This is a genomic window from Sphingomonas sp. PAMC 26621 (genome assembly GCF_000251145.1).
Classification (GTDB): domain Bacteria; phylum Pseudomonadota; class Alphaproteobacteria; order Sphingomonadales; family Sphingomonadaceae; genus Sphingomonas.
In genome coordinates, this window is record NZ_AIDW01000061.1 from 37,638 (window position 1) to 63,453 (window position 25,816).

23 protein-coding genes and 3 pseudogenes are annotated in these 25,816 nt (G+C 61.7%); 12 read left to right on the forward strand and 14 right to left on the reverse strand.

Going from position 1 to position 25,816, the window contains the following annotated elements; translation table 11 throughout:
• Positions 1–35: 35 nt before the first annotated feature.
• From RI03_RS21265 to fliF, 6 genes are all read right to left on the reverse strand, one after another.
• The gene (locus tag RI03_RS21265) at positions 36–710 is read right to left on the reverse strand and encodes a flagellar hook assembly protein FlgD (protein WP_010219815.1); all 675 of its coding nucleotides are present in this window, start codon (positions 708–710) and stop codon (positions 36–38) included.
• A 12-nt stretch (positions 711–722) separates the two neighbouring features.
• The gene (locus RI03_RS23190) at positions 723–2,567 is read right to left on the reverse strand and encodes a flagellar hook-length control protein FliK (protein ID WP_081504322.1); all 1,845 of its coding nucleotides are present in this window, start codon (positions 2,565–2,567) and stop codon (positions 723–725) included.
• 67 nt (positions 2,568–2,634) lie between these two features.
• Positions 2,635–4,716 carry a flagellar biosynthesis protein FlhA gene (gene flhA / locus RI03_RS21275; protein ID WP_010219817.1) on the reverse strand — a complete coding sequence of 694 codons (2,082 nt, stop codon included), beginning with the start codon at positions 4,714–4,716 and terminating at the stop codon, positions 2,635–2,637.
• Positions 4,717–4,729: 13 nt separating this feature from the next.
• Positions 4,730–6,070, reverse strand: coding sequence for a sigma-54-dependent transcriptional regulator (locus RI03_RS21280; protein WP_010219819.1), 1,341 nt, complete (start codon positions 6,068–6,070; stop codon positions 4,730–4,732).
• Positions 6,071–6,074: 4 nt separating this feature from the next.
• Positions 6,075–6,446 (reverse strand): flagellar motor switch protein FliN, encoded by a 372-nt coding sequence (gene fliN / locus RI03_RS21285; RefSeq protein ID WP_443208570.1) that lies wholly within the window; start codon positions 6,444–6,446, stop codon positions 6,075–6,077.
• Entirely contained in the window at positions 6,446–8,014 is a 1,569-nt protein-coding gene (gene fliF, locus RI03_RS21290) for a flagellar basal-body MS-ring/collar protein FliF (protein ID WP_010219821.1), read from the reverse strand. The genes fliN and fliF overlap by 1 nt, the downstream gene beginning before the upstream one ends.
• Positions 8,015–8,553: 539 nt before the next feature.
• Here fliF and RI03_RS21295 point away from each other — a divergent pair.
• From RI03_RS21295 to RI03_RS21315, 5 genes are all read left to right on the forward strand, one after another.
• Positions 8,554–10,947, forward strand: a complete 2,394-nt coding sequence (locus RI03_RS21295; RefSeq protein ID WP_202949393.1) for a bifunctional diguanylate cyclase/phosphodiesterase — start codon at positions 8,554–8,556, stop codon at positions 10,945–10,947.
• Positions 10,948–11,453: 506 nt separating this feature from the next.
• Complete coding sequence (locus tag RI03_RS21300) at positions 11,454–11,636, forward strand: CsbD family protein (protein ID WP_010219823.1); 183 nt, start codon at positions 11,454–11,456, stop codon at positions 11,634–11,636.
• Positions 11,637–11,716: 80 nt separating this feature from the next.
• Positions 11,717–12,025, forward strand: coding sequence for a hypothetical protein (locus RI03_RS21305; RefSeq protein WP_010219824.1), 309 nt, complete (start codon positions 11,717–11,719; stop codon positions 12,023–12,025).
• 35 nt (positions 12,026–12,060) lie between these two features.
• Entirely contained in the window at positions 12,061–12,684 is a 624-nt protein-coding gene (locus tag RI03_RS21310; RefSeq protein WP_026046958.1) for a general stress protein, read from the forward strand.
• A 300-nt stretch (positions 12,685–12,984) separates the two neighbouring features.
• The gene (locus tag RI03_RS21315; RefSeq protein WP_010219826.1) at positions 12,985–13,200 is read left to right on the forward strand and encodes a hypothetical protein; all 216 of its coding nucleotides are present in this window, start codon (positions 12,985–12,987) and stop codon (positions 13,198–13,200) included.
• A 44-nt stretch (positions 13,201–13,244) separates the two neighbouring features.
• Here the strand turns inward: RI03_RS21315 and RI03_RS21320 are convergent, their stop codons facing one another.
• Both RI03_RS21320 and mobQ read right to left on the reverse strand, forming a co-directional pair.
• Complete coding sequence (locus tag RI03_RS21320) at positions 13,245–13,430, reverse strand: hypothetical protein (protein WP_010219828.1); 186 nt, start codon at positions 13,428–13,430, stop codon at positions 13,245–13,247.
• Positions 13,431–13,460: 30 nt separating this feature from the next.
• Entirely contained in the window at positions 13,461–15,167 is a 1,707-nt protein-coding gene (gene mobQ / locus RI03_RS22460) for a MobQ family relaxase (RefSeq protein WP_238542494.1), read from the reverse strand.
• 204 nt (positions 15,168–15,371) lie between these two features.
• On the opposite strand from mobQ, the gene RI03_RS23900 reads away from it, so the two are divergent.
• From RI03_RS23900 to RI03_RS21335, 4 genes are all read left to right on the forward strand, one after another.
• A complete protein-coding gene (locus tag RI03_RS23900; protein WP_138995798.1) occupies positions 15,372–15,929 on the forward strand; it encodes a hypothetical protein in 558 nt (185 codons plus the stop codon).
• Positions 15,811–18,270 (forward strand): type IV secretory system conjugative DNA transfer family protein, encoded by a 2,460-nt coding sequence (locus RI03_RS24960; RefSeq protein WP_238542496.1) that lies wholly within the window; start codon positions 15,811–15,813, stop codon positions 18,268–18,270. Before RI03_RS23900 ends, RI03_RS24960 begins: the two co-directional genes overlap by 119 nt.
• Positions 18,267–18,428: a hypothetical protein gene (locus tag RI03_RS24245; protein WP_170318445.1), complete on the forward strand. Its 162-nt coding sequence runs from the start codon at positions 18,267–18,269 to the stop codon at positions 18,426–18,428. Before RI03_RS24960 ends, RI03_RS24245 begins: the two co-directional genes overlap by 4 nt.
• Before the next feature lie 398 nt (positions 18,429–18,826).
• Entirely contained in the window at positions 18,827–19,027 is a 201-nt protein-coding gene (locus tag RI03_RS21335) for a hypothetical protein (RefSeq protein WP_010219397.1), read from the forward strand.
• Between the two features lie 13 nt (positions 19,028–19,040).
• On the opposite strand, the gene RI03_RS21340 is transcribed toward RI03_RS21335, so the two are convergent.
• Positions 19,041–19,538 (reverse strand): MucR family transcriptional regulator, encoded by a 498-nt coding sequence (locus RI03_RS21340; protein ID WP_010219834.1) that lies wholly within the window; start codon positions 19,536–19,538, stop codon positions 19,041–19,043.
• The gene (locus RI03_RS21345; RefSeq protein WP_010219835.1) at positions 19,535–19,810 is read right to left on the reverse strand and encodes an HU family DNA-binding protein; all 276 of its coding nucleotides are present in this window, start codon (positions 19,808–19,810) and stop codon (positions 19,535–19,537) included. The genes RI03_RS21340 and RI03_RS21345 overlap by 4 nt, the downstream gene beginning before the upstream one ends.
• Positions 19,811–19,887: 77 nt before the next feature.
• Between RI03_RS21345 and RI03_RS23200 the strand changes: the two are divergent.
• From RI03_RS23200 to RI03_RS21370, 3 genes and pseudogenes are all read left to right on the forward strand, one after another.
• Positions 19,888–20,481 (forward strand): annotated as a pseudogene (locus tag RI03_RS23200) (type IV secretory system conjugative DNA transfer family protein).
• Between the two features lie 195 nt (positions 20,482–20,676).
• A protein-coding gene (locus tag RI03_RS23205; RefSeq protein WP_086011743.1) for an IS5 family transposase occupies positions 20,677–21,428 on the forward strand; the annotation gives its coding sequence in 2 pieces (ribosomal slippage) (positions 20,677–21,013 and positions 21,013–21,428; 753 coding nt in all).
• Between the two features lie 677 nt (positions 21,429–22,105).
• On the forward strand, positions 22,106–22,984 hold the full coding sequence (locus tag RI03_RS21370) for a replication initiation protein (protein ID WP_010219839.1): 879 nt from the start codon (positions 22,106–22,108) through the stop codon (positions 22,982–22,984).
• A gap of 157 nt (positions 22,985–23,141) precedes the next feature.
• On the opposite strand, the gene RI03_RS21375 is transcribed toward RI03_RS21370, so the two are convergent.
• The 4 genes and pseudogenes from RI03_RS21375 to RI03_RS21385 form a co-directional block, all read right to left on the reverse strand.
• Positions 23,142–23,426, reverse strand: a complete 285-nt coding sequence (locus RI03_RS21375; RefSeq protein WP_238542495.1) for a ribbon-helix-helix domain-containing protein — start codon at positions 23,424–23,426, stop codon at positions 23,142–23,144.
• Positions 23,423–24,058 carry a nucleotide-binding protein gene (locus RI03_RS21380; protein WP_010219842.1) on the reverse strand — a complete coding sequence of 212 codons (636 nt, stop codon included), beginning with the start codon at positions 24,056–24,058 and terminating at the stop codon, positions 23,423–23,425. Before RI03_RS21380 ends, RI03_RS21375 begins: the two co-directional genes overlap by 4 nt.
• Positions 24,059–24,125: 67 nt before the next feature.
• Positions 24,126–24,251 (reverse strand): annotated as a pseudogene (locus RI03_RS24965) (transcription elongation protein SprT); the annotation flags it as partial.
• 1,002 nt (positions 24,252–25,253) lie between these two features.
• Positions 25,254–25,816: pseudogene (locus tag RI03_RS21385) on the reverse strand (IS630 family transposase); the annotation flags it as partial.

Here is a 25,816-nt window from a genome sequence, read left to right on the forward strand (position 1 = left end):
AGATACAAAAGTTGTTTCAGCCCGTTCGCGCCGCATCAAGCCCCGGCAGCGAGCCGGACCAGCGTGTCGATAGACATCGGTACGCCGTTGACGCCGAGCGACAGGACGCCGTTCTTGGCAGTGACGTCACTGACGGTACCGGTGCTGTTGATCGTCGCGGCCATAGGCGCACCGGCCGCGTCGACGCCTTTGATCGACAGCGTATAGGCCCCAGCCGCCGCCTTGCTGCCATCGGCCAGCGTGCCGTTCCAGTTAAAACTTCCCGTCCCGCCCGACGCATCGAGCGCGCGCGTGAGCACTGTCGCGCCTGATGCGTCGGCGACCGTAGCAGTGCCCGAAGTCATCGCGCGGTCGGTTACGAAACTCCAACTGGCTGCCGTGGTGCCGAGCCCAGAGATCGCGGAGGCAAACACCGCATCCTTACCGATGAAGCCGGCAGCTTGCGACATATCCTGCGTCGACAGACGTGCGAGGATATCCTTGAGTGTACCAGTCTGCTGGACAGTCTGCTCGACCTGCGAATATTGCGCGAGCTGCTGGGTATATTGTGTGCTGTCCATCGGGCTCAGCGGATCTTGGTTCTGCATTTGCGTGGTCAGCAGCTTGAGGAACATGTTGAAGTCGGCGCCGGTCGCCGTCGTCGCGGTTGCCGCCTTCGTGGTGAGGATTGGCTGGGTCGCGGCGGTCGTGGTGATAGGAAGGATCGACATGCTGAGGGGCTCCTATGCCAAGAGGTCGTAACGGCCGCTGGTGCGCAGCTGTTGGTAAGGCGTAAGATCTATATCGTCCGTGGTGCCGATGCTCGCTCCACGCGCGGTCCGCAGGTTAGCATTGAGCCACGGACTGCGCTGATGGTTGGTGCCGCCATTGCCGCCGTCGGTCTGAAAATGCAGGCTCTGCGAGTCGCTGCGCACCCCCGCATCGCTCAGCGAGCGGCTAAGATCGGCGCTGTCGCGGCGCAGTATTTCGAGCGCCGCCGGACTATCGGCGGCTATCACCGCGCGCAGGCCGCCGCGTTCGTCGAACGACATGCGAACCTCGATCCGGCCAAGTTCGGCGGGGATCAGACGAACGACGAGTTCGTCGCCACCGGCTGAAACGCACCGCGCGATCTCCACGCCGACCTGGTGGCCGATCAGTCCCGGACGGGCCACGACCAGCGGCTCCGCCGCCGGTCCGGTCGCGAGCTGTTTCGCACCGGGCGTCGCGTCGTGCATGATCGCCTTTGGCAATGACGTGTCAGAGGGCGCAGGGGCGGTAGTCGAGATCGACAACGCAGGCGCGGGATCGATGTCGGCACTATCAGCCGGGAGAGCTTTAAACGTTTTGGCGTCCGTCACCGTGTCGGCTGCCACGCGATCGATGGCGGCCCTCGGCTTGCGATCCTGTGAGGCAGTACTTGCGCGCGACGGGGTTTTGGCACCAACGACTTCGCGTCGGCCGTCGGGGCGCTCGGCCTGTTGCGGCGTAGCAATGAGTGCCCGTTCGAGCGGAGGCGTAGTAGCGTCGGCGGCGCTTATTGCCGCTGTCGACGCAGCGGCGAGCGCCGGCGCTAGGGGCAGTTCGAGCGCCCCCGTCTCGGCCTCGGCATCGCGCGAGACCGGATCGGGCGCGCCGTCCTGCTCGTTGATCGCGCCATCATCGGCGGCTTTGGTCGCTACGTGCGCCGGATGGGTCGATTCCGTAGCCAAAGTAGTTTGCACCGGCATCGCTGCGGGCTGCTGCGACGGCAATTGCGTAAGCTGCAACATCAATGGATGCAAAAGCGCTGGAGCGGCAGCTTTGGCCAGCGGGGCCGCGACGGCATCGGCCATGCGCGAGGGTTCGTCCTGGGGCATCGGCGATGGCGGTGTGCGCGACGGCGCGTCGATAGCACCGCGCCCGCGCGTTTGCGGTGTTGCAACCATTTGCACGGCAAGGACCCCAGGTAGCACACTTGACTCGGCAAGTGCGGCATCCGGATTAAGGACCAGCGTTTGCGAGCCGGGCGACGGAGCCTTGTTCTTCGTCGGATGTGCCATTGGCCGCGCCATGGTCATGTCTCGATCTACCTGCGCTGCGTCGCCGCGCGGTGTGGTGCCATCCCACCGCGATGTTGCGGGCGCATCCACAGAGTCGCGTTTGAGGCCGCTCTCTGCGGCAGAAGCGGGGTTTGAAACTGCCTGATTCACATTGGAAAGCGCTGTGTCTGTCGCCTCCGCAACAAAGGCTGGACGGACGGCAACAGGCGTCGGGCTTGCACCCGACGCATCGCGAAATGTCCGGATCCGACCCGTGCCTTGCGGAGCAGCATTAGCCAGCACGGTTGCGACCGGGGCCGCTCCAGGCAATCGCACCGCAACGTCGTCTAGCGCAAGCGTAATTCCAGCTAATGCAGTCGTCGCAACCGTCGCGAGGCGCTCGGAGGCGCCAGCGCTAACAGCCCTAGCTGGCACCGCAGCGACGAACGTCGACATCTCCGCATCGACAGCCAAAGCGAAGTTGCCCGACCCGGAAGCTCCCGGCGCGTCAAAGACGCTTTGCGGGTAGGATATTAATTGCGATCCCGTGGCAACGGCGCAGTTCATGCAGAGCCTTTCCGTCGGACACGTGGCCCGACCCCTGCATTATAGTAGAGTTGCGGACAGCCCGTGGTCATCCGATCGTTCCCAGCGCACGAATTCGCGCGCGCGCGTGGATTTCGTTCTGCGACAGCACGACCGTCGCGGGACGCACGCGCTCGATGATCGAGCGGACGAACGGGCGAATCGCCGGATTAGTTAGCATGCACGGAATCTCCCCGCCCGCCGCGAGGCGATCATAGGTTTCGCGCACCGCAGCAATGAACGCCTGCAGGCTCGACGGCGCCATCGCTAGGTGACGGTCGTCGCCTACACCGATGATGCTCTGCGCGAATTCGGCGTCCCAATGCGGAGACAGCGTCAGAATCGGGATCGCGCCGGCATTAGTCTGCTGAGCTGAGATCTGCCGTGCCAGCCGGCTGCGGACATGCTCGGTCATTTGGACGATGTTGCTGCTCAGCGGCGCCGCCTCGGCGATTCCCTCCATGATGGTCGGGATGTCGCGGATCGAAATGCCCTCCGACAACAAATTCTGCAGGATGCGCTGCACCCCGGAGATTGAGATCTTCGACGGCACGATCTCCGCCACCAGCTTCTCCGAATCCTTGTGGATTTCGGTGATCAATTTGTGCGTTTCGGTGAACGACAGCAGGTCCGCGATATTGTCCTTCACTAGCTCAGTCAGGTGGGTCGTGATGATCGTGCCGCAATCGACCACTGTCAGCCCGCGCACCCCAGCCTCGTCGCGCAGCGCGCGATCGATCCACAAAGCTGGCAGATTGAAAACGGGCTCCCGCGTTTCCTCGCCAACGATGCCGAGATTGCCGCCCCCGGCATTGACCACCAGCAATTTGTCGAGCCGGATCTCGCCGCGCGCAGCCTCTGTCTCCTTTATATAGACGATATATTCGTTGGCCTTAAGCGCCATATTGTCGATGATGCGCACCGACGGCAGCACAAAACCGAAGTCGAGCGCCATCTGCCGGCGCAGAGCGCGGACCTGGTCGTCAAGTCGCGGCTCGGCGTTGGAATCGTTGATCAGCGGCAGCAACGCGTAACCGATCTCGAGCCGCACCGCGTCGATCGCCAGCGTGCGCGACACCGGCTCGTCGGTCGGTTGCGCAAGGCGCTCGGCGGCGGCGTCAGCGATCCGCTCGGCGATGGCGGCGGTGTCGGCCTGCTTGCTCATCTTCCAGGCGAGCCACCCGCTCAGGCCCGAAAAAGCGGCGAACGGGACGAACGGCAGGCCCGGCATGATGGCGAGCCCCCCCATCAGGATCGCGACCATGCCGAACGCCTTAGGATAGCGTCCGAGCTGTACACCCAGCGCATTGCCGGTCTTGCCCGCAATGCCGCCCTTCGAAACGAGCAGGCCGGCCGCGGTAGAGACGATCAGCGCCGGGATTTGGCTGACCAGCCCATCGCCGACCGTCAGGATCGTATAGGTATGGAATGCCTGGCCGATCGGCACGCCGTGGATCACCACGCCGATGATCAGCCCGACGACGATGTTGATGCCGGTGATCAGCAAGCCGGCGACCGCGTCGCCCTTCACGAATTTCGAAGCGCCGTCCATCGCGCCGTAAAAGCCGCTCTCCGCTTCGATTTCGCTGCGGCGTTCGCGCGCCTGTATTTCGGTGATCATGCCCGCCGACAGATCGGCGTCGATCGCCATCTGCTTGCCGGGCATCGCGTCGAGGCTGAAGCGCGCGGCTACCTCGGCGATGCGGCCCGCGCCCTTGGTGATCACAACGAAATTGATCACTACCAGGATCGCGAAGATCGTCAGGCCGATCACCGGCTCGCCGCCCATCAGGAATTCACCGAACGCGCCGATTACGCCGCCCGCTGCCTGCGCGCCCTCATGGCCATGCGACAGGATCAGCCGGGTCGAGGCAAGGTTGAGACCTAGCCGCAGCATCGTCGCAATCAACAGAATGGTCGGAAAGGCGGAGAGCTCGAGCGGCTTCTCGATGAACAGCGAGGTCATCAGGATCATCACCGACAAGGTGATCGACAGGGCAAGCCCCATGTCAAGCATCCATGCCGGCAGGGGCAGGATCAGCATCGCGATGATCGCGATGACACTTCCTGCCAGCGCGAGATCACGGCCGAAGCCGAAGCGCTTCATGAGATCATCGAGGCTGAATGTCATCGCCGCTGCCCGATCACGCGGCCGGCGAGACGGGGATGCCCGCCTCGATGAAGATGCGCAGTTTGTTGCGCATCGTCCGCACCGAAATGCCGAGGATGGTCGAGGCGGAGGTGCGGTTGCCGCGACAATGCCGGAGCGTATTGAGAATCAGGTCGCGCTCGACATCCTCAACCGTGCGCGCGACGAACGGTCCGCCATCCCCCTCCCCCTCACTCGCGCCGGCCGCTGCATCGCCCGCAAGGCTACTCCCGTCCGCCGTGACGATCGCCTCCGCGCCGATCGACTCTTGGCGATTGAGCAGGACGGCTCGGTGGATCGTATCCTCCAACTCGCGCACGTTGCCGGGCCAGGCGTGCCGCTGCAGCATGGCGTTGGCAGCGGCATCGAACGCGCGCACTGGCAGGGCGTTGGCCAGCGCGAAGCGCTCGCCGAAATAGTGCGCGAGCGGCACGATGTCGCCGGTCCGCGCATGCAGAGGCGGCACAACGACGCGCACCAGCCCAATTCGCGCGAGAAGATGCGGGTTGAAGCGTCCCGTAGCGACCGCAAGGTCAAGATCGGTATGCGTTGCAGCAACTATGCGCGCGCCAAGGGGCGCGCAGTCCGAAGTGCCGCTCGCGTTACTCGTATGCTGCAACAAGCTCAGCAAGCGCACCTGTAGCGCGGTGGACAGTGCCTCGACGTCGCGCAACACGATTGTGCCGGCGCTTGCCTCCTCGATACGGCCGCGCCGTCGCGCGATTGCGCCGACAAACGCGCCTGGCGCATGGCCGAACAGTTCAGATTCGAGCATGTCGTCGGTACCACTGGCACAATTGACGACGAGACAGCGCCCCGGCCGGCCCGATGCGCCGTGCACGGTGCGCGCCAACATCTCCTTGCCAGAGCCGGGGGGCCCGACGATCAGAAACGGCGCACTCGACGGCGCCATCGCGAGCCCGAGCGCGGTGGCGCGCGCGAAGGCCGGATCGCTGCCGACCATGCGCGTACCATAATGGACAACCGATAAGATCGCCGCCGCAATCAGCTCGGCTTGCGGCGGCAGGGGCACATAGTCGCGTGCGCCAGCGCGAATCGCCGCTACCGCGCGGTCGGCCGAGGCGTCGATCCCGCATGCCAGCACCGGCAACGCGATCCGTTCCGAGCGCAATCGCGTGATGAACCCGGCGACGTCCTGATTGACATCGATCATCACGATATCGCAACCGATATTGCGCAGCACCGCAAGCGCATCGCCAGCGCTGTCGGCGAGCACGACATGCGCGCCCAGGTCGCGCGCCATTGCGGCAGCAAGCTGGAACGCACCGTTTGGCGCGCCGACCAGCAGAAGATGAACAGTTCCGGTCGGGTACATCGCGTCAGCGCTCCTGCCGGACGATTTCGGTCAAGGTCACGCCGAGCGCATTCTCGATCAGGACAACCTCGCCGCGCGCGATCAGGCGGTTGTTGACGAAAATGTCGACTGGCTCACCCACCCGGCGATCCAACTCGATCACGGCATTGGCTTTGAGCTGCATTAACGCGCCGATCGCGATCCGCGCGCGACCCAGCACAGCCTGCACCGTGACGGGAACGTCATGGACCGCCTGCAGGCTCGAGACCGCCTCGGCTGTCGTAACCGGCTCAGCGATGCTGTCGAAGTCCTCGAGTTCGGGAAAATGTTCCGTTACCGGGGCTTCGCTTGCCTGAATTAGGTCACGCGCTACGATATCCATGGGCGAGTCTTCCATCATGAGTTCATCCATTGCCGGATCACCGAAGCGGATTCGGCCGGGCTTTCCGAAATCGCTTCACCGATCTTTTTGAGCGACGACATCTTGATCCGACCGTCGACCTGCGCGAGTGCGATCTCCTGGTCGAGCAAGGCCGTATCGTCGCCAGCTTCGCGCATCGCGTCGATCTGCAGCAGCGCCTCGGGGTCGCCGCTCGCGGCTCGCGCGGCCAGCGTCTGAGCTTCGCTCGTCTGCGCGATCAGCGAGCGCGCTTCTTCGGCCTGTTGCGCAAAGGTGACCTTGGGGCGCAACAACTTCAACGCTATCAGTCCGACGCCTGCGATCACTATCAGTTTGAGCAGGCCGAACAACTGATCGCCCGACGCCCAGGCGAACCAGCCCGGCTTGTTGTCGGCGAGTGGGTCGGCGGTGGCGAATGCCATGCTTTCCACGATTACGCTATCGCCTCGCGAGGCGTCGAAACCGACCGCATTCTGCACCAGCCGTGTCAGCCGCGCGATTTCGGGCGCGGGCACGCCCTTCTTCCCGCCATCGACCATCACAGCGACGGTCAACCGCGCAAGCTTACCGGGCGCTCGCACCGTGACGGTGTGGGTCTGACTGTTCTCGTACGTCGTGTCCTCCGACGTTTCGTTACGCGCCGATTTGCGAGTGTCACCACTTGGTGCGCCGTTTGCGCCGAGCCCTTGTGCTTCCGGCAGCTGCGCGCCGACCGATGCGCCCACGGCCGCCGCCGCATTCTCGTTGCTCTGGTCGCCGCTTTCTACGGTAGTCTGATGGCCGATCACCTGCTTGTCGGGGTCGAACACGCTGGTTTCCTCGCGCGTCTGGTCGCGGCCAACCTGTGCCGAAACTTCGGCGCGGACCCTGCCAGCACCCACGATCGGCTCGAGCATTGCCTCGATCTGCGATCGCAGTCGCCCTTCGATGCCGGTTTCGCGGTCGTCCGCCTGCCCGGCGCTGGCGTCATCCGCTTCGCCCGCGCGCGCGAGCAGCGCGCCGGTCTGGTCGACGATCGATACCTGTTCGGGGGACAATTCCGGTACCGATGACGCGACCAGATAGCGGATAGCCTGCACCGCGCTCGCCGGGAGGCGACCCTTGGTCTTGATCGTAACGCCAGCAGTCGCTTTGCGCGATTCTGCTGAGAACATCGCGCGCTCTGGCATGACGATATGGACGCGGGCGCGGGCGACGGAATCGAGGCTCTGGATCGACTTTTCAAGTTCGCCCTCAATCGCGCGTGTCTCGTTCATCCGGGCGCGCGACGACGAGACGCCAAACGGTTCCTCTGCATCGAGCACGTCATAGCCGACCTTGCCGCTCAATTTGTCTCCGGCCATAGCCATTCGCAGTTGCGCCAATTTTTCCTGCGGCGCCATGATCGACGTGCCGTCGGCGGAAAGCTGGAACGGCACGTTCTGCGCAGTAAGCTTGGCGCTGATCGACTGCGCGACCGACGGCTCGAGATCGGTGTAGAGAAACCCCATTTCGCTAGATGTGCCGCGGAGCGCCACGGCGGCAAGCACACCCAGCAGCGCCAGGGCCACTCCGGCCATGATCATCAACCGGCGCGTGCCGAGTTGTACGATAAAGTTCCGCAATCCGTTCAAGATCGGCCCCGCTATTGCAATCGGGGTTCTGCCCCTTCCTTTCATTATAGGACGAGGGGCAGGGAATAATTTGCCGGTAGGTAATTTTTGCCGGTCAGGGATCGGTAAGAGGATGTTCGAGAACGTACGGTCTGATGACTGCCATCTGAGACGCTGGCCGAATTTACCGCTCCGCTGGCGCCGACGCCAGCGACAGCTTGAGCCTTGGCAGGTGTGGCGCGGACTCCTGATCGACAACGATTGATCAAGCTTTCAACCGCGGATTGGTCCACGCACTAGTGTTTGATCCCACGATTTGATGGTGCGATCAGTTCGTTAGAATGGAAGGATTCGCACCATCAAATCGTGGGATCAGACAATTTATTGGACCCAAAAGAGTCAAGCCGTGTGGACGACAGCTAGTCCTAGCCGCTCGCCAAATTTGCCGGATGTTCATCACTATTTATCGCAGTCCGTCAGCTTAGGTTCCAAGTGCAACCTATAAGTTATAGATGATCGCCTCACTCTCATCTGTAATCGAGTGCATCCGTGCCATGCACGATGCCCGGCTGATGATCCTCGCCGGCGTAGTCTGCGCGATTGGGATCTACGCCGCCTTCGCGATCGGTAATCACGCGGCTCGAGCTAAGGGATCCGCCCGGACCCGCTGGGGTATCGTTAGCATCGTCGCGAGCGCCAGTACGGCTTGGGCTACCCACTTCATCGTCCTGCTCGCGTTCAAGCCAGGCATGCCAGCCGCTTTCGAACCGGTACTGACCGCCATATCGCTGACATGCGCTATCGTAGGAATCGGCGTCGGCGTTTTAATCTCTATTTGGGCGCGTCAGCGCTGGCAGCGCTTCGTGGCAGGGCTGATTGTCGGTGTGGGAGTGACCGGTCTCCACTATATCGGTCAGGCGGCGTACCTCGTACAGGGTACCGTCGCGTGGAACCTAAGGCTTGTCCTGCCATCCATCATTGCCAGCCTGCCTCTTTCGGGGATAGCGATGGTGGCTGTAGCAAGCCGCAACCGGCGAGTCCGAGCAACTGCAGCGCCTTGGCTGTTCGTCTCGATCGCATTGCTACACTTCTGCGGCATGGCCGCAATGACCCTCCATTTTGATGCAGCGAAGCGCTTTCCGGACAACGCCATATCTCCGCACGCGATTACACCGGTTGTTGCCGGGGTGTCACTCGCCCTTATCCTACTTGCCGTAATCGGTTGGAGGTTCGATCTTGCGGCAAAGGCCAACCTGCGACAGGACAGACAGCGCCTTCGCGAGCTTGCCGACGTCGCACTCGAAGGGCTGCTAATTTGCCAGGACGATGTCGTTGTGACGGCCAACGACAGTGTCGAGCTTCTGTCCGGCCACGCGCCAGGCTCGTTATCGGGCTACTTTATTAGTTCCCTCCTACCCGGGCTCGATGTCTCAAGCCTGCCAGAACGCGAAGAGCGGGAGATGAATCTCATTGGCGCCGACGGGCTTGAAGTTCCGGTTCGCGTCCTGCGACGTGAGGTAGCCCTTGGGCACAAAATCCAGACTGTGATCGCGGTTAGGGATCAACGCGAGCGTATAAAGACGGAAGCGAAGATGCGGCTGCTCGCGTTTAGCGATCCCTTAACCGGCCTCGCCAACAGAACACGGTTTTTCGATCTTCTCGCCGTTCACACAGCGTCGCGCCGCGAGCGTGACCAGGCAAGTGCGATACTGATACTCGATCTTGATCGCTTCAAAGCGGTCAACGATATGCTCGGCCACGCCGCGGGGGACATTGTGCTTCGGATGGTCGCTGATCGCTTGCGATCTACCTTGCGCGTGGACGATGTCCTCGCTCGTCTGGGTGGCGACGAGTTTGCGGTTCTGCAGACATCTGCCGAAGAAGCAGATGCAGCAGCAGCGTTGGCAGCACGCATCGTCAAGATCATCGCTGGGAGCCCCTTCCTGCTTGATGGCCAACCGATCCATCTTGGCGCCAGCATTGGTATCGCAATTGCTCCGGACGACGGCGAGGATCCGGCGGAGTTGATGCACAACGCAGACCTCGCCCTTTATGCCGCCAAGGCAGATGGCAGAGGGACATTCCGCCGCTACGATGTCTCGCTCGACGAGAAGATGCGTGAGCGTCGCGCGATTGAAGCAGGGTTGCGGCTTGCGCTTGCTGAAGGGCAGATGGAGCTGCATTATCAGCCGTTGGCGGACGCCATGAGCGGACGCATTACATCTGTCGAGGCTCTCGTGCGCTGGAACCACCCTGACCGCGGTTTGGTGCCACCGTTGGACTTCATTGGCATTGCCGAAGAGACAGGTCTCATCGTGCCGCTTGGGGCTTGGGTCTTGAACACGGCATGTGCAGAGGCTGCGACATGGCCGGAAGGAATGCGAGTCGCGGTTAACTTGTCACCCGCTCAGTTCCGCGATCGGTCGCTAGTTTCCTTAATCGTGACAACCCTTCATTCTACCGGGCTGTCTCCTGGACGCCTTGAGCTAGAGATTACCGAAGGCGTTTTGCTGTCAGACGAAGGTGGGACGCTCGAGACGTTGAACGAGCTCAGAGCACTAGGCGTGCACGTCTCCATGGACGACTTTGGAACTGGTTATTCGTCACTGAGCTACTTGCGTAAATTCCCTTTCGACAAGATCAAGATCGACCAGTCTTTTGTGCGGCAATTGCCTCATGACGCAGAGAGCGCGGCGATCGTTCGGGCTATCATCACGATGGCCAAGTGCCTTGGTATGTCAACGACGGTCGAAGGCGTCGAGACGTCAGAACAGTTAAACTTCTCGATCGCGGCTGGCTGCGACACGATCCAGGGCTATCTTATCAGCCGCCCCCTCAATCGCGCTAGTTTTGCAAGCCTCATCGCAACGATAAGCAAAGCTCCCTACCCATTGGTATCCACCTGAATGGCGTTTTCCCAACTGTAAATGGGCGTTGAACAGGAACCCCCGATCGGCGTCGACGAGCTCCCCTAAAAGCGTTGCGCTGACGTCGATGTTGGAGTGCCGTTCGGACCGGCACATGCTCATCGAGCCGGAAACCATAGAACAGCGCGCCCTGTGCCACCTGCCGACCCATCATGTCCGTGATCCCCCTACCGCCTTGCAGGAGTGAATCACGCCCTCGTCACCATCGCAAGCCGCCGTTTTTCAACAGTCTCAAGCGTTTGTGACACCAATCTCCAAGGCAGTGCGAGCGGACGACGCGGGGCTATTGGTTAAGCGCTTCCACTCGGTGATCGCGCCGATCCCTGACGCAACGCTTCGGCAATCCGCCCTCCACGATACGCGCGGTGCGCAACCTCCGTTGCGTTACGGCCCATTGGGTCGAAGGAACCATTCAATTATAACGTCGGTTGCATCGTTTGCGATATCAGTGGCTTGATTGGGAGCCTCATCGCCGAGGATTTCGCATGGGTGAGTTTACCGACAAGCTCGACGCCGCAGGCAACAAGATTGCCGGCAACGTCAAGGAAGCCGCTGGTAAGGCGGCCGGAAACGACAAGCTGGAAGCCGAAGGCAAAGCTCAGCAGCTCAAGGGCACCGGGCAAGACGTCAAGGGCAGCGTCAAGGGCGCTCTCGGCGACGACATTTAAGCCAGCAACGAGATTGAAGGCTGACCGCGGCGTGCCCGTGGACAGCCTTTTTTACCGATAACCAGGAAGAGGGTTCAGGAATGAAGATGATGTTGTTTGCCGCGCTCGCGGGTGTTGCTTTCGCCGGTGCTGCGAATGCCCAGTCGGACACCACCGGATCGCACAACCCGGCCATCAAAAACAACACGCCGCGCACGACCGCAGCAGCGGCCAAGGGCCGCAACTCCTTCACCGAACATCAGGCGCAGGTCCGCATCGGCAAAGCCGGCTTCACTAACGTGAGCGGTCTGGCGAAGAACGGGAATGGCGTCTGGCAGGGCACGGCCATGAAGGGCGGCTCCAAGGTCAATGTTGCGCTCGACTACAAAGGCAACGTCACCGTTCATTGATCGCTACGTCGCACCGACATTTTTTGGAGAATGACATGACCAAAACCATTACCCGTCTGTTCGACGATTATGCCGACGCCAAGGCCGCTGTTGACGCCTTAGAAGCACATGGCATCCCGCATGCCGACATCAGTATCGTCTCCAACAACACTCACGGTGAACATGCTGTCGGCGATCATCAAGGCGTGGACGACCATGGCGATGTGAGCCGAGGCACTTCGACCGGCGCAGTGCTGGGCGGCGCTGGCGGCCTGCTCGCCGGTCTAGGCCTGCTCGCTATCCCGGGTCTTGGCCCTATCGTTGCAGCAGGCTGGCTGGCGGCGACTGCCGTTGGCGCCGGTATTGGTGCGGCAGGTGGCGCTGCTACCGGCGGTATTGTGGGGGCACTAAAGGAGTCCGGTCACACTGAGGAAGAGGCAAACGTCTATTCCGAGGGCGTCCGTCGTGGCGGAACGCTGGTCAGCGTGCGCACCGACGACATGGAAGCGGCTCAGGCCGAGTCCATCCTTGATGCCAATCGGTCGGTCGATGCATCTACCCGTGGCGCTGCCTATCGCCAGAGTGGCTGGAACACATTCGACCCCGATGCGGCCGACTATACACCTGACGAGGTGACCCGCGAGCGGTCGACCTACACGACCGCAGCAACGCGCTACTAAGACGATTGCGGCGGTTCTAACAGGACCGCCGCAACCACCAACCGAACCGGCTAACATCGATGAGCCTCAGCTTGATCTGCCACGCCGAAAGGTAGACCTTTTACCTTATCTCGCTGCGACCGATGCTGGTCGGATGCTCCTGCCTATCTGAGCCATGCCGACCGGGTCTACTTCCAGGTCGGCCAGCCGGATGCCAATGCCCGCCCCCGATCATTGGGAAATGCACAGAAACGGGTCGCGTTACGCTGATCTGACAGGCCCAACCTGACGATCCAAAGGGAGATACCAGGGAGCTGGAACATGATCGATCATTTCGCCGGCCGCCAGAAGAACCCATGGGCGATCGAATATGGCTGCCTAAGCGTCCTCATCGATGCCGCCACGTCGGTCGAGGAACGGGATAGCGCGCAAAAGGCACTGCGCGATCATTGCGACACCCGGTTCAAGCCCGTGGTCAGCCAACGCATGCTGGAAGTGCAGACGGAACGGAACGCCATAGCGGACGCCCGACACTGACCTGACGACGATCCCGCACGGTTCGCTGCACCGCGAACGGCACGTTATCCGACCTCTTCGACAGCCACGACACGGGCGATCGTAGACCCGCCGTTGTTGATCGCCTCCTTGTGTAGCGCCGCATCGCGCGCCGACGCATCGTCGGCGTGATGCCCCTCATAGATGCTCTCAACCCTGTTATCGTTAGGAAAGAGGCTGCTCACGGTCACCTTCCAAAGCCTGTTGGCCATCGTCCCATCCCCTCTGCCGGTTGATCCCGTCTACCGTCCTCGGCCACGATCCTTGCCCTGCTCGCGCTCCTGACGCTCCTTGTCACGGCTGGCCCTGATCTTCTCGCGCGCCTCGGCGACGCGCTTCTCCTGTTCGGTCTGGGGTGGCTTGCCATCGACACCGGCCTTGCCCGCCATGCGATCCGCCATCGCCCGGCCGTCCAGCGCCGGTGACGCGGATAGTGCCTCAATACCGGCGTCCAGTTTCGCGGCGAGCTTGCCGTCACGCTCCGCACGCTCATGCCCGACCAGCGCGCCAGCACGACGCCGGGCCGCGCTCTCGCCCGGATTGGCGATATCGACCATAGGACCAGCCTCCTGTTTTACCCGTTCATATTCGGCTGCCAACGCAGGTTGCGCCAGCCCCGCCTTGCGCTCCGCCAGCCTCTCGCCGGCTGACGGCTCGGCCTCCCACGAGAACGCACGCCGCATATATCCCGCCAGTTTGTCGATCTGGCCGGACAGCCGTTCGATCCGCTTCTGGATCGCGGCGCGGGTCTGCTCCCATGCCTTAGCCGCCGCTTCGTAGGTGGTACGCTTCACCGCCGCGAACAAACCGGCCGGTGCCTGGGGGCGCTGCCGGCGGTGGGCTTCCTGCCGCCGCTCATGCACGCTGAGTAGCTTGCGGGCATAGCCATCGACTTGGCTAGCCTTGTCCTGGAAGCCCTGAAACTGACGATCGGTTTCCGCTTTCCACTCGCGCAAAACGATTTCGGGGGGACGTACCACGGGCGCCGCTACCGGCACGTCCAGCAACCACCGGTCGCGGCCCTGCTGTACGTCGGCACGGCGCATCTCCCGCGCCGCTTCGAGCAGCCCGTATCGCCGCTCCGGCTCAGCCGGTGCCGGCATTACACGCTCGGCCGCCAGTCGCTCGCGGGCTTGCGCGAGATCGATCACCTCGGCGTTCAAACCCTCGCGCGCCCGGACCTTGTCACCCTGATCGGTACTACGGCCCTTGCGCTCGATCTGGATAACGTTGGGACCGTAATGCCATCCCGGCACCCGGTTCTCGTTCTCGGCGACAAACGCTACGTCGCCACGCTCACGGGCCGCCTCGATCTGGCCGGCCTTGTGCATGTGCCCTGCCCGCCAGCGCGCCGCCTGCTCAGGGTATCCCGCTCGCTCCAATGCATCGCCGCACATGGCTGCAAACTCCGTCCGCCAATGCTCGACCTCGCCCGATCGCTGATCGTCCAATTCGCGCACCTTGGCCCCGAAGCCGTCCGGCTCAATCCGCCGCGTCGAACACAACACATGCGCGTGATGATTGCGGTTGCCCTGTCCGTGGGCAGCGTCCGGGTCGGGACCGTGAATCGAGGCATCCACCACCATTCCGTGGCGTTCAACCAGCGCCGTCGCGAACTGCGCCACCAGTGCTTGCCGCGCTTCACTGTCGAGGTCCGCCGGCAACGCGATCTCGAACTCTCGCGCGACGGTACTGTTCTTGCGCGTCTCGGCGGCTTCCACCGCATTCCACAAGGCAGGACGGTCCTGCACCCATGCCGGTGCATCGGCCGGCGCGAAGATCGCGCACTGTGGCCGTTCCACGCCACCACGCCGCGAATAGTCGAATACCTGTCCCGTGCGCTGGTCCTCGATGCGTTCACCCGACCGGTACGCACACGCTGCTGTTGCGCTGCGGCCCTGCGAGCGCCCGATCGTTTTCACGCTCATGTGATACGGGGCAAGCGGCACTTCTTCTTCCGTCCCTTCTGCTTACTGCCTTCTTCACACGAGGTCCAGCGGCACGATGCAGGCCGGGGGTGTGGGGTGGTGGTCCACCCCGCTGTCGCGTCAGCGACATGGGTGCAGGGTATGACCCTGCCGTACGCAAACTGCAAGTTTGCATAAGTGCGCCGTTATCTTTCGATACCGGCTGGTGCTTGGGGTTCGGTCCGGATGTGGGCACTGATTGCGGTATGGGTTCTCTTCTACTTCCTTATATCCTGTTTTCTTGCTGTTGCCTTGCTTCTTGTTATGCCTTCTGCCTATTCTTTTTCTTCTGTCTGCGGGAGCTACGTCATGGCCGATCCCAAACCGTCACAGCGCGAAAAGCTTCTCGAACAGCAACGCCAGCTTGCTGCCAAGATCGCTGCCCTCAACGCTCGCGAGAAATCGACGGAACGTAAAACAGATACCCGTCGCAAGATTCTTATCGGCGGTGCGGTCAATGCCTCGATCAAGCGGGGTAAGTTTTCCGAAGAGCAGCTCATGACGATCCTCAACCGCGAACTTTTCGCCTCCCGCGACCGGTCACTGTTCGATCTGCCACCCCGCCCTGATGGCCTGACCAAGCCGCCGCGTGGTGCGCGGCCGATATTGGATCGGACGAACAATGATCCGGGCGCGATTTCTCCTGCTGGCGGGAGGGATCGCCCTCTCGTCCCTGTCGGCCGCTCACGCCGACGTTCCTCGCTGCGACCTTGCCCTGACACGAGCGCATCTGTTTCAGGGTAGCGAGCCGGACGTAAAGGCTCGCTACGACGAATACGCCCGCGCCATTTGCGCCGCGCAGGATGCCAGTACGGATCGCTGGAGCCGCGTCGTTTCTGATCTCCATCTCAACGCCACGGGCATGATCGCTGCCGCCAATGCAAAGAATTGGACCGGGGTCGCTGATGGCCTCGATCGCGCCACTCCCCTACTCGACCAGATGGTGACGCAGGCCAAGGCCGATACTGCGCAACCGCATAACGTCCAGGAGCCGGTTGAAACCCGCCTCGAAGGCTTTCTGCGCCTCGCAACAGATGGCTACCGCACGCGGCTGGTCCAGGCTGGCCTACCCCCGCCAGCATCGCTCCACGCCGGACTTGCCGATCTGTCACGGGCACTGCGGACACGCGGCAGCGGACAGCTCGCGACCACGGCCTATGTGCTCGTCATGGACCTGGCCGGCAACGCTGACGATCTCGCCGGGGTCTTCTCGGATGAGGCGGCGCGGCAGGAACGGCATCGGCAGGAAGAGCTCAATACGAAGCTGAGTGACGTCTACGCCGAACGCGAGAACCCGACCACTGCGACCGGCTATTGGACCGGTATCGGCCAGCGTCTCGGTCACTGGCCGGCGTTGTTCTCATGGATGCTGATCGCCGCGATCGTTGGCTCGATCATCGCCCTGCGGATGAAACGCCGTCGCATCGCCTGGAAGCTGGTCGCCCTCACACCGGCAATCTTCCTGCCCATGCTCCTGATCCACGGCTTCCTGCCCATCATACCGTGGTGGGCACTCGATGTCGGCGCGCTTGTCGTGCTGGCGGCGCTGTGGGGCTACACCGAACGCTTTCGCGTGCTCTACACCGGCAGGGCCCCGTTTGGGTCGCAGGAGACTGCTCCGACGGCCGTGGGAGCCCCTGTGGGGCTGACAGGTCCCTCCGATGGTCAAGACACCCATGGTAGCGCTTATTGGGGCTCCACGGCCCAGATGCGAGCGCTGCGGCACCTTCCCGCCGCCAATACCCCCTCCCCTGCTGGCTTTGCGCTCGGTCGGGCGACAGATCGGCTGCCCGGCGACAACCGTTTCCGCCAGAACGGCCATGTCATCACGTTCGCACCCACCGGCTCTGGCAAGGGCACAGGGCTCGTGATCCCCACCCTGCTCGAATACCCCGGCTCTGCGCTGGTGCTGGACGTGAAAGGCGAAAACTACGCCGTCACTGCTCGCGCGCGCCGCGCCATGGGTCAGGCGGTCTGGCTGCTCGATCCCTACGGGGTAACGGGCGATCGTGCCCATGGCTTCAACTGGCTCGATCGCATTGATCTCGAAAGCGAGGATTGCCTGGCGCAGGCGATGACGATTGCGGACGCTTGCGTGATCCCGGCCGACAAGGGCGGCGACGATCATTGGGACGATACCGCCCGTGACCTGATCCGGGGCGTCGTGCTGCACGTCGCCGGCATGGACGCAGATAAGCGGAACATGGGCGAGGTTCGCCGGCTGCTAGCCTCCGGTGCCGAGGAGTTGGACGATACGCTTGCCGCGATGATGGTCAGCGATGCCGCGTTCGGGATCGTTGCGCGCGCCGCCAACACCTTCTCCGGCATGGCCGATCGCGAGCGCGGTTCGGTGCTGTCGAGCGCCAGACGCCACACCGCCTTCCTTGATGATCCTCGCATCGCCCGCACGCTGGCGCGCTCGGACTTTGCCCTGCGCGATCTCAAGCACACACCGATGACGGTCTACGTCGTGCTGCCGGCCGACAAGCTACGGGGCGGCAATGCCCGGTTCGTGCGCGGGCTGGTCAACGACGCGCTCGCCGGGGTTATGGCGGACACGGTGACGCCGTTCCACAAGGTCGCCTTCCTGCTCGACGAGTTTGCCCAGCTCGGACGCATGACCGCGATTGAGGATGCGATCAGCTTGGTACGCGGGTTCGGGGTGGCGCTGTGGCTGTTCCTCCAGGACATGGACCAGCTCAAAATCTACCCGAAAAAGGGCAGCTTCCTCGCAAACGCCACCGGTCAGTTTTTCAACACCAATGATCTGGAAACGGCGAAGTACGTTTCCGACATGCTGGGCAAAGCGACGATCGAGTACGAGACGGCCAACCGTGGCAAGAGTGGCGGCACCAATCTCGGCACCGGCAGCCACAGCATGAACCGGGGTAAGTCCACCGGGGCCAGCCAGCAATTTGCCGGGCGCGAGCTGCTGACGCCGGATGAGGTCATGCGCGAGCAGCGCGCGATCGTGTTCGTGGCCAGCGAACCGGCTTGGCTGCTCGACCGGATCGATTATCGCACCGACGCCGAATATCGCGGACACTTCGACCCCAATCCCTATCACGTTGGTCCACGGGCATGATCTGGATCGTTCTGGTCGCGATCGTCGTCGGCCTGATCCTCGGCCGGCTGATGGGGTTCATGGCCGTGGAGTTCCTGATACGGCCCGTTGCCTTTGTCGCTCGCTGGGGCGCTGCGTTGTTCGTCGCTATCGCTGGATGGGGTCGACGCCTGCCTTGATGGACAACTGACCTTCACTTTCTTTCTCGATAGCTAGGGGCGGCTAGGCCACCTTGTGACGGCGATAGCCAACACGCAACAAGGCTCCCGTACATTATGGGGACATGGATTTACGCTTAGACGCAAGTGTCTGATTTACGAAAGCCTACCGGAATCTGTGTCCCCATAATGTACAGGGGCCATGATGCTGGATAAAGGGGTGTCCTCTCCCCTCGTGTCGCAAATCTTCCTCCGGCTGCTCAATCATCCCAACGCAGATCGAACATTGGAGATCATGCCCATGGCTGTGACCAGTGCCAGTGGCCGGCCATAAAAACCGCCATTGTCACGTCATGAAAACGGCGTAGACACGGGTCAGGAGGATCAGCCGATGCGCTCGATAAATCCCTTGTTCGAGAATGGTGATCGATTGCGTAGCGACCGATCGGCAGCCGAGCGTCCAGGAACTGTTTCGTGTCGCGCAGCGCATCTGGTCGGATGGCGCTGCCGACCGTTCGGCGTTCCGCTGGGGTCGTCTTGCACCCACCGATACCGAAAAGCTGCTCGCCCTGCGCGCCGCCCAGATTGCTCTGTCCGGGTCAGTCGCGCGGAACGAGTAACGGCAATGTCAGCTTATTCGGTGATCGACGGCAACTTCAATTTGCGCCGCTGCGGCGGGCCCGGCTCCTGCGCCGTCGCTCGTGGCCCGGGCTTCCGGCCCAGCCCAATTCTTTTCGCCATGGCGCGCCGCGTTTCTGAATAACTCTCGGCCACCATCGGGTAATCGGCCTTGAGGTTGTAGCGGTCCCGATATTGCTCGGGTGTGAGCTCATGTCCGCTCAGATGGCGCCGCAGCATCTTATAAGGCTTGCCATCGATCAAGGAGATGATGTGATCCTTCGACGCCAGCGATTTACGCACTGTCACCGCAGGCGTGAACTGCTTGGGCGCAGCCTCCGCAGCCGACGTGTTTGGTTGGTCGATCAATCCCGCGACGCTGTCGCGCATCCGGCTGAGAAATACCGGCACGTCCCCAGCCGCGGCGCGCGTGTTGGGATTGCTTAGCCACGCGATCGTCAGCGCTGCTGCGAGTTCGATCGCATTGGGGCTGGCCTCTGTTTCTGTCGTCACGAGGAAATCTTGTCCTTAAGCATTTTGGCCGGTGTGAACACCACCTTGGTCGACGCAGCGATCTCCATCGCCTCGCCGGTCCGCGGATTGCGACCAGCCCGGGCGGCTCTGGCCTTGCTGGAGAACTTGCCGAACCCGGGCAGCGACACGTCCTCGCCCCGCGCGACCGCAGCACCGATATCGCCGAACACGCGGCCAATCAGCGCTCGAGCCTTCGCGGCACTCAGATCGCTTCCCTCAGCAATGCCTTTTACAAGATCGTCCAGCTTCATCAAAGATCTCCCCGTAAAGATGCACCGGGATAATCCTTCCCTGCTCGGGCGCAACAGTTCATCCCCTTTTCGGGGCAATGCGAGCAAGATGCAGCGGGTCCGGTGATGCGGTTACCCTTATTGCAGTTCTGGGCGATCATCATTGCGAGCCCCTACAAGTAGGCATCTTCCTCGTTCTGCCGCCGGACCGGCTCGATACCTTTGCCCGCTGGCTGTTCCTGCGCGACGAGTTTGCGGCGTTGGGTCACCTCGAAGCGGTCGAGCGGGAGATGGGGCTGATGGCAGGCTACGGAATTCAGCTCTGGCCGATCCTGCAGGACATACACCAGCTCCGGGCGCTCTACGACCAGCGCGCCGGCACCCTCCTGCCCAACACAGGCGTCCTGCAGGCGTTTGGCGTCAACGATCAGCAGAGCGCGCAGCTCATTTCCGACCTGCTCGACTAGGAGACGGTCGTGTTCGAGTCGATGAGCCGCGCCCTAGACGCGGAGGCGAGCGGGATCATCTTCGGGCAGCAGCATGTCGGCCGCCCGCTGCTTACTCCCAACGAGGTCTGCACACTGAACCTTGACCGCCAGCTTCTGTTCGTGGCCGGACAGCGGCCGGTCTTTGCCGCGAAGTTGAGCTACTACGCTGATCGCGAGTTCGCTGGCCAGTTCGATCCGGCGTGAGGAATGCGAACCTCGATTAATGGTTTTTGAGGCTAGGCGTCGAGAGGCATGGGTCATCGCTCCAGAGTCAAAAAGTAAGGCCCGTATAGGCGTATACACCGCGCCCGCTCTGTCGCAGCGCTGAAAAGTGAGTTTTGGGGTATCGGCTCACTTTTGACGTGGGGGGTTGATTTCAGGCTTGGCGACAGCAGGAGCGTGGATTTAAGCGAGTTATGGTTGAGTGGAGAGCAGTTCGAGCGGCTTCGTCCGTTGCTGCCCGACAAGGTTCGAGGGGTTGCGCGGGTCGACGACCGGCGCGTGATCAGCGGCATCATCCATGTCGTAAAATCGGGCGGTCGCTGGGTCGATGCACCAGCCTGCTACGGTCCGAGGAAGACGTTCTACAATCGGTTCGTGCGATGGGCGGCCAAAGGCGTCTGGCAGGAGATGTTCGTCACACTGGCGGCAGCGGACGGGCCGCCTGCCGAAGTCTTGATCGACAGCACCCATATGAAGGCGCACCGATCGGCAGGCGGCGGAAAAGGGGGGCGCTCGTCCAGGCGATTGGGATCAGCCGAGGCGTTCGCAACAGTAAGCTCCACGCACTTATCGACGGTGAAGGCCGCCCGCTCCGCTTCCTGCTGACCGGTGGCAACGTTGCCGACTGTCAGGCCGCCGAAACCCTGCTCGACGATCTTGCGCCACGTACCGTCGTGCTAGCCGACAAGCCCTACGACACCAACGCGATCCGCGACCTGATCGAGCGGCAGGGTGCCGTGCCCAACATCCCCTCTAAGGCGAACCGGTCCTGGAAAAGCTGTTTCTCGCGCTCGCTCTACAAAGGTCGAAACGCGGTCGAGCGAATGTTCTGCCGCCTCAAGGATTATCGCCGCATCGCCACTCGCTACGACAAGCCCGCCACCAACTTCCTTAGCGCGATCTACCTCGTAGCCGCCATCACCTGGTGATTATGAGTCCTCACCCTAAGGCTCTTGGGAGCCTTCTCACCTTGTTTTGATATTCTATGGGCTGGAAATCGGTCGTTTTGGCCTGTTCCGGATGATGTCGGCTTTGTGATGTGCTGCCGGTCGTACCTGGATTTGTCGAAAAGCCATTGGGCATGTGATCTTGGCGCTAGTGGATCTGGCCAGGTTCGCCCTTTTTCCAAGCCACTTGGCGTCGAAATCGACGATTTACAAAAAGCTCAGCGGCCAACGGAAGTTTCCATTTTCCGTTTTTCGACCCTTGCAGCATCAGTCGGTACTCTCCCGCTCTGAAGGTAAGTTACCCACAGGTTGCACTACCCCAAAGCTCACCGTTTCCGTTCTAATTCAATAATTCTTCTTAGATTCAAGATTCAGGGGTCCGCAACCCGCAGAAAACCGCGGAAAGCAGGCTTGAAAAGTGAGCGTTGGGGTCGATTCGCGTGAGTTTCAGGGTAGCCTGAGGTGAGCGTTGGGGTCGGTTAAAGTGAGGTTTGGGGAAGAGTCGGGTGAGCGTTTGGGTATGGCATCGGCCTTGGACCAGGAGACGGTGAGTTTTGGGGTAGCCCCTCACCCTGCGTACGGCGAGCTAGAGGATTTGCTTAACTCACAATTCGCGGTAATGTGAGCTTGTACCCTGCTCCTCCTCACCGGACACATCTATGTCGTCACAACCCACCACGGTCGATCTGACCTTCCGCACGTTGACGCAGAAGGGCCGCGGCAATCCGTTCGATCCCGCCAATTACGGCGAGATCGTCAAACCCGGCGAGTTGGTCGACATTGTCGAGCTAAGCCCGCTCACCCTCGCCGATCGCCGCATCTATAATTTGCTTATCGCCAATGCATGGGAGCGGATCGGCGAGCCGATCGTCCATCGCATCCCCAAGACGGCCCTGAAAGGCACGCACCAGGGTAACGAGCGGATAGAGAGTTCGCTGCTACGCCTGATGGGTACGATCGCCATCGTTACGATCCGCAAAGGGGGCAAGGCTTTCAAGCGCCGCGTCCAGCTCCTCGGCCCAAGCGACGAAAGCCTCGAAAAGGACGGTTTCCTTCACTATCGCATTCCCGAAGAACTGATTGAAATACTACGCAACAGCGAGGTCTATGCGCGCCTCAAGACTCAGGTGATGTATTGCTTCGAGTCGAAATACGCCCTGTGCCTCTATGAGATGATCGAACGTCGTATCGGACTCGAATATAAACAGCGGGAAGAGTTCACTATCGAGGAGCTGCGCGGCCTACTCAACGTACCGGTGGGAAAGCTGGAGCGCTTTGCCGACCTTAACAAATATTGCCTCAAGGTTGCAGTCGAGGAAATCAACAAGCTCTGCCCCTTCTATGTGGAGTTCACGCCGATCAAGAACGGACGCAAGGTCGAGCGGGTCGCACTCCACTGGTTTCCAAAAACCTCCACCGGCAAGCGCGATGCGCAAAACCTGATCGACCAGCACAGCATCGTGCGCCGCGCCAAGCTCCGCGGCGGCATTCCCGAACTGCCCGTTCTTGTGGATTTCGGTGCACCGCCCCAAAGGTGAGCCCCTACCCCAAAACTCACCTTAAGAGCGTCCAGCACCGGGGAAGATCGGTGCTCTGCCGTCCCGGCACCGCCACGACCTCCAGAAGTTGCCTGACCGTCCATCGCCGCCCTGCCGTCCAGCCCGTATACGGCTATACGCCTATAAGCCTATAAGCCTATACAGTACGCGCGAATCGTCCCCTGCCCTTCTTCACGAATAGGTCATCCAACGCTTCGGCGAGTAGCTTCTGCACCGTCGTCTCTTCCTCAGCTGCAATGATGCGAAGCTGTGTGCTGACCTCGGGCGCAAAGTGGCCGCCAATTAGTTTAGTGCCCTGTCGGCCGCTGTTGGCCGGCTTGGCCACCGGCGCCGCTGTTTCAGGTCGCGGCGTTGCTGGCGCATCGCCGCCGGCCTTGGCGCGATCGAGGACGGCCTGAAGTGCGTTGGGCTTCGCCATCATGCCACCTTCGCTTTATCGTATAGGCGTATAGCTGTATACTCGTATAGTCTGTTGATTTCTGCTGCGGCCGGTCCGTTCGGCTCAAACTCTTGCACCGCTTGTCCTAAGGCTTGCGCGCGGAAGAACGCTTTGCGGTTGCCGATCGTCACTGGGCAGATCGAGGCTCCCAACTCCTCCACGGCTTTCATCGCATCGCCCGTCTCTTGGCCTTGGGGCGGCACGAATGTCAGTACGACGGCGAAGGCACGATCGAGCTGGCGCACCACGTCGAGCGTGTGCGTCATGCTCATGGTGTCGAAAACGGCGGTCTTGGTCGGCACAAGGATAAAGTCCGCATGGCGTGCGGCTTCATAAGCAACGTCACGTGCCACCGCCGCCCCGTCGATCACAACAAGATCAGTGCCGGCGTCGGCACAGGCTTTGAGCATGGTTGCCAGTCGTACCGGCTGGATTGAAGCGACAGCGGGCGTGTCGAGCTGGCGCACGTCCTTCCAGAACGACGCCGTTGCCTGCGGGTCGAGGTCGATGATCGCGGTTTCCTTGCCGGCCTGCTCGGCCGCCACGGCAAGGCACGTCGCTAGCGTCGTTTTACCGACACCGCCCTTCTGCGACAGGATGGCTAGAACCTTCATTATATGCTCCTAGGAGTATAGTCCTATACGTGTATACATAAATATGATTGGCCGGGAAAGGAAGGTTTCACTGCTCCGGATCGCCTTCGCTATCTTCCAGAGGTTCGTGCCGCATCGCGCCATGGCCCACGGTCGGGCAAAGCGGACCACCGATCGTCTCCAGCCATTTCCGGGCGGTCCGCACGGTATACCCGTAGGGGCGAGACGCCGATCGGCGGCTCGACTGAAGCGAAGCGGAGATGGAGCGCGACCCGGCACGGGCACATCGATGTCCCTCCGTATACTTGTATACAGTCTGCGAGTTCTGATCGGGACACGATCGGCGCGGCCAGCGTCTACCCGATTGGGAACATGGCGCGGGAAGATCGCTCATTTTCGCCGTGCCAGGCCCTAAAGCTTAGAAAAAGCGGACAACCGCAATGACTGTTGTCGGAAGGAAAAGCTGTCGTCCGGCTCCTGCTCACAAGCAGACATGCGGTCGGCCGATCGCGCTAACCGTTACACCTAACTCACAGGGTCTGGCCGGGAGCGGCGCTATTAACTTTCTTATGGGGCATCAGGCCTGGCTGGGGGAGAAGCGGTAAAACGGATGCCGATCGAGTACGTCCCGTTGTAGCCGTCAGCGGAACTTGGCTGAAGTCCAACATAGACTGGCTTATGAACCAAGCCCTGAAGCGGATGCGCGCCACACCCATCCTTCTGACAATTCCAGGCACTACCCCCAGATGTCTCAGCGTTGAGCGATAGCGTATCGCTCTCGATCAGGAATGTTGCTGCGGGAGCAAACGGCAGATTAGTAGGGCGTCGCAGTTTAGCGTGGATGTTGCCCACCAGAATGAGGACACACGCGGTCGGATTAGCTGACGCAATCCTGGTCCATTCGGACGCCATCATCAGTTCGTAATAATGCTAATCCATCGTAAACGCGGCATCCGGCTGCGTGGCGTAGATTTGAATCTGCATCCCCGCTGCGCGCATTTCTCGCAGACGGTTGAGTAGCGCGAGCATCGCTGTACTAGACCTTCCGTCCGCAAGGGACTTGTCCCACATGGAATTCTTAAGCAATTCAACCTGGTCCGGCATAGTGAACCGCCCCGGGTTTGTCGGAGGCTCCAACTCCTGAGAAGGTGGAGCCATGACGAGCAAGACGACCAACAAGTTTGCGCCCGAAGTCCGCGAGCGAGCGGTGCGGATGGTTGAGCTCGGGACATTTCGACGGGATCGCGACGATGGAAATGTTGAAGGGAAGCTCGAGCTTCGGCGTCATGTGCCAGCCAGCCTGGTCCATCAGCACCACGGCGTGGGCGCCTGGCGCGACATGCAGGGATATCTCGGCCAGATGCAGGCTCATCGTCTCGGTATTGCAGAACGGCAGGACGAGGCCGGCCTCCTTGCCCTCCTGCGGGCAGATTGCGCCGAAGATATAGGCCGATTTGGTGCGTTGATCATGCGGCGCCGAGGGCCGCGTCCCGCGCTTGGCCCATCGTCGCGTGATCTTGTTCTTTTGTCCGACCCTGGCCTCGTCCTGGAACCAGATCTCTATCGGTGTACCGCGCGCGAGCGTGGCTTTGACCGTGTCCAGCTCAGCGGCAAAGCCCCCTTTTTGAAGGCTGCGATCGCCTCGGGATCCTGCGCATGGTGCTTGGGTCGAGCGGATAATTTCCGATAGCCCAGCGCACGAAGCTCCCGGCTCAGCGTCGGCCTCGAAACCGACACGGAGAAATCGTCCCACAGCATCTGCGCCCAGGTCGATGATCC

Excerpts from the sequence above, each read along its gene's own strand:
- RI03_RS21305 (WP_010219824.1), top strand. The coding sequence starts at position 11,717 with ATGAAGATGATGTTGTTTGCCGCGCTCGCGGGTGTTGCTTTCGCCGGT.
- RI03_RS21370 (WP_010219839.1), top strand. The coding sequence starts at position 22,106 with ATGTCGTCACAACCCACCACGGTCGATCTGACCTTCCGCACGTTGACG.
- RI03_RS21295 (WP_202949393.1), top strand. The coding sequence starts at position 8,554 with ATGATCGCCTCACTCTCATCTGTAATCGAGTGCATCCGTGCCATGCAC.
- RI03_RS23900 (WP_138995798.1), top strand. The coding sequence starts at position 15,372 with ATGTGGGCACTGATTGCGGTATGGGTTCTCTTCTACTTCCTTATATCC.
- RI03_RS21335 (WP_010219397.1), top strand. The coding sequence starts at position 18,827 with ATGGTGATCGATTGCGTAGCGACCGATCGGCAGCCGAGCGTCCAGGAA.
- fliF (WP_010219821.1), bottom strand. The coding sequence starts at position 8,014 with ATGATCATGGCCGGAGTGGCCCTGGCGCTGCTGGGTGTGCTTGCCGCC.
- RI03_RS24245 (WP_170318445.1), top strand. The coding sequence starts at position 18,267 with ATGATCTGGATCGTTCTGGTCGCGATCGTCGTCGGCCTGATCCTCGGC.
- RI03_RS21345 (WP_010219835.1), bottom strand. The coding sequence starts at position 19,810 with ATGAAGCTGGACGATCTTGTAAAAGGCATTGCTGAGGGAAGCGATCTG.
- RI03_RS21280 (WP_010219819.1), bottom strand. The coding sequence starts at position 6,070 with ATGTACCCGACCGGAACTGTTCATCTTCTGCTGGTCGGCGCGCCAAAC.
- RI03_RS21265 (WP_010219815.1), bottom strand. The coding sequence starts at position 710 with ATGTCGATCCTTCCTATCACCACGACCGCCGCGACCCAGCCAATCCTC.
- fliN (WP_443208570.1), bottom strand. The coding sequence starts at position 6,446 with ATGGAAGACTCGCCCATGGATATCGTAGCGCGTGACCTAATTCAGGCA.
- flhA (WP_010219817.1), bottom strand. The coding sequence starts at position 4,716 with ATGACATTCAGCCTCGATGATCTCATGAAGCGCTTCGGCTTCGGCCGT.
- RI03_RS21320 (WP_010219828.1), bottom strand. The coding sequence starts at position 13,430 with ATGGCCAACAGGCTTTGGAAGGTGACCGTGAGCAGCCTCTTTCCTAAC.
- RI03_RS21315 (WP_010219826.1), top strand. The coding sequence starts at position 12,985 with ATGATCGATCATTTCGCCGGCCGCCAGAAGAACCCATGGGCGATCGAA.
- RI03_RS21380 (WP_010219842.1), bottom strand. The coding sequence starts at position 24,058 with ATGAAGGTTCTAGCCATCCTGTCGCAGAAGGGCGGTGTCGGTAAAACG.
- RI03_RS23190 (WP_081504322.1), bottom strand. The coding sequence starts at position 2,567 with ATGAACTGCGCCGTTGCCACGGGATCGCAATTAATATCCTACCCGCAA.
- RI03_RS21375 (WP_238542495.1), bottom strand. The coding sequence starts at position 23,426 with ATGATGGCGAAGCCCAACGCACTTCAGGCCGTCCTCGATCGCGCCAAG.
- RI03_RS21310 (WP_026046958.1), top strand. The coding sequence starts at position 12,061 with ATGACCAAAACCATTACCCGTCTGTTCGACGATTATGCCGACGCCAAG.
- RI03_RS21300 (WP_010219823.1), top strand. The coding sequence starts at position 11,454 with ATGGGTGAGTTTACCGACAAGCTCGACGCCGCAGGCAACAAGATTGCC.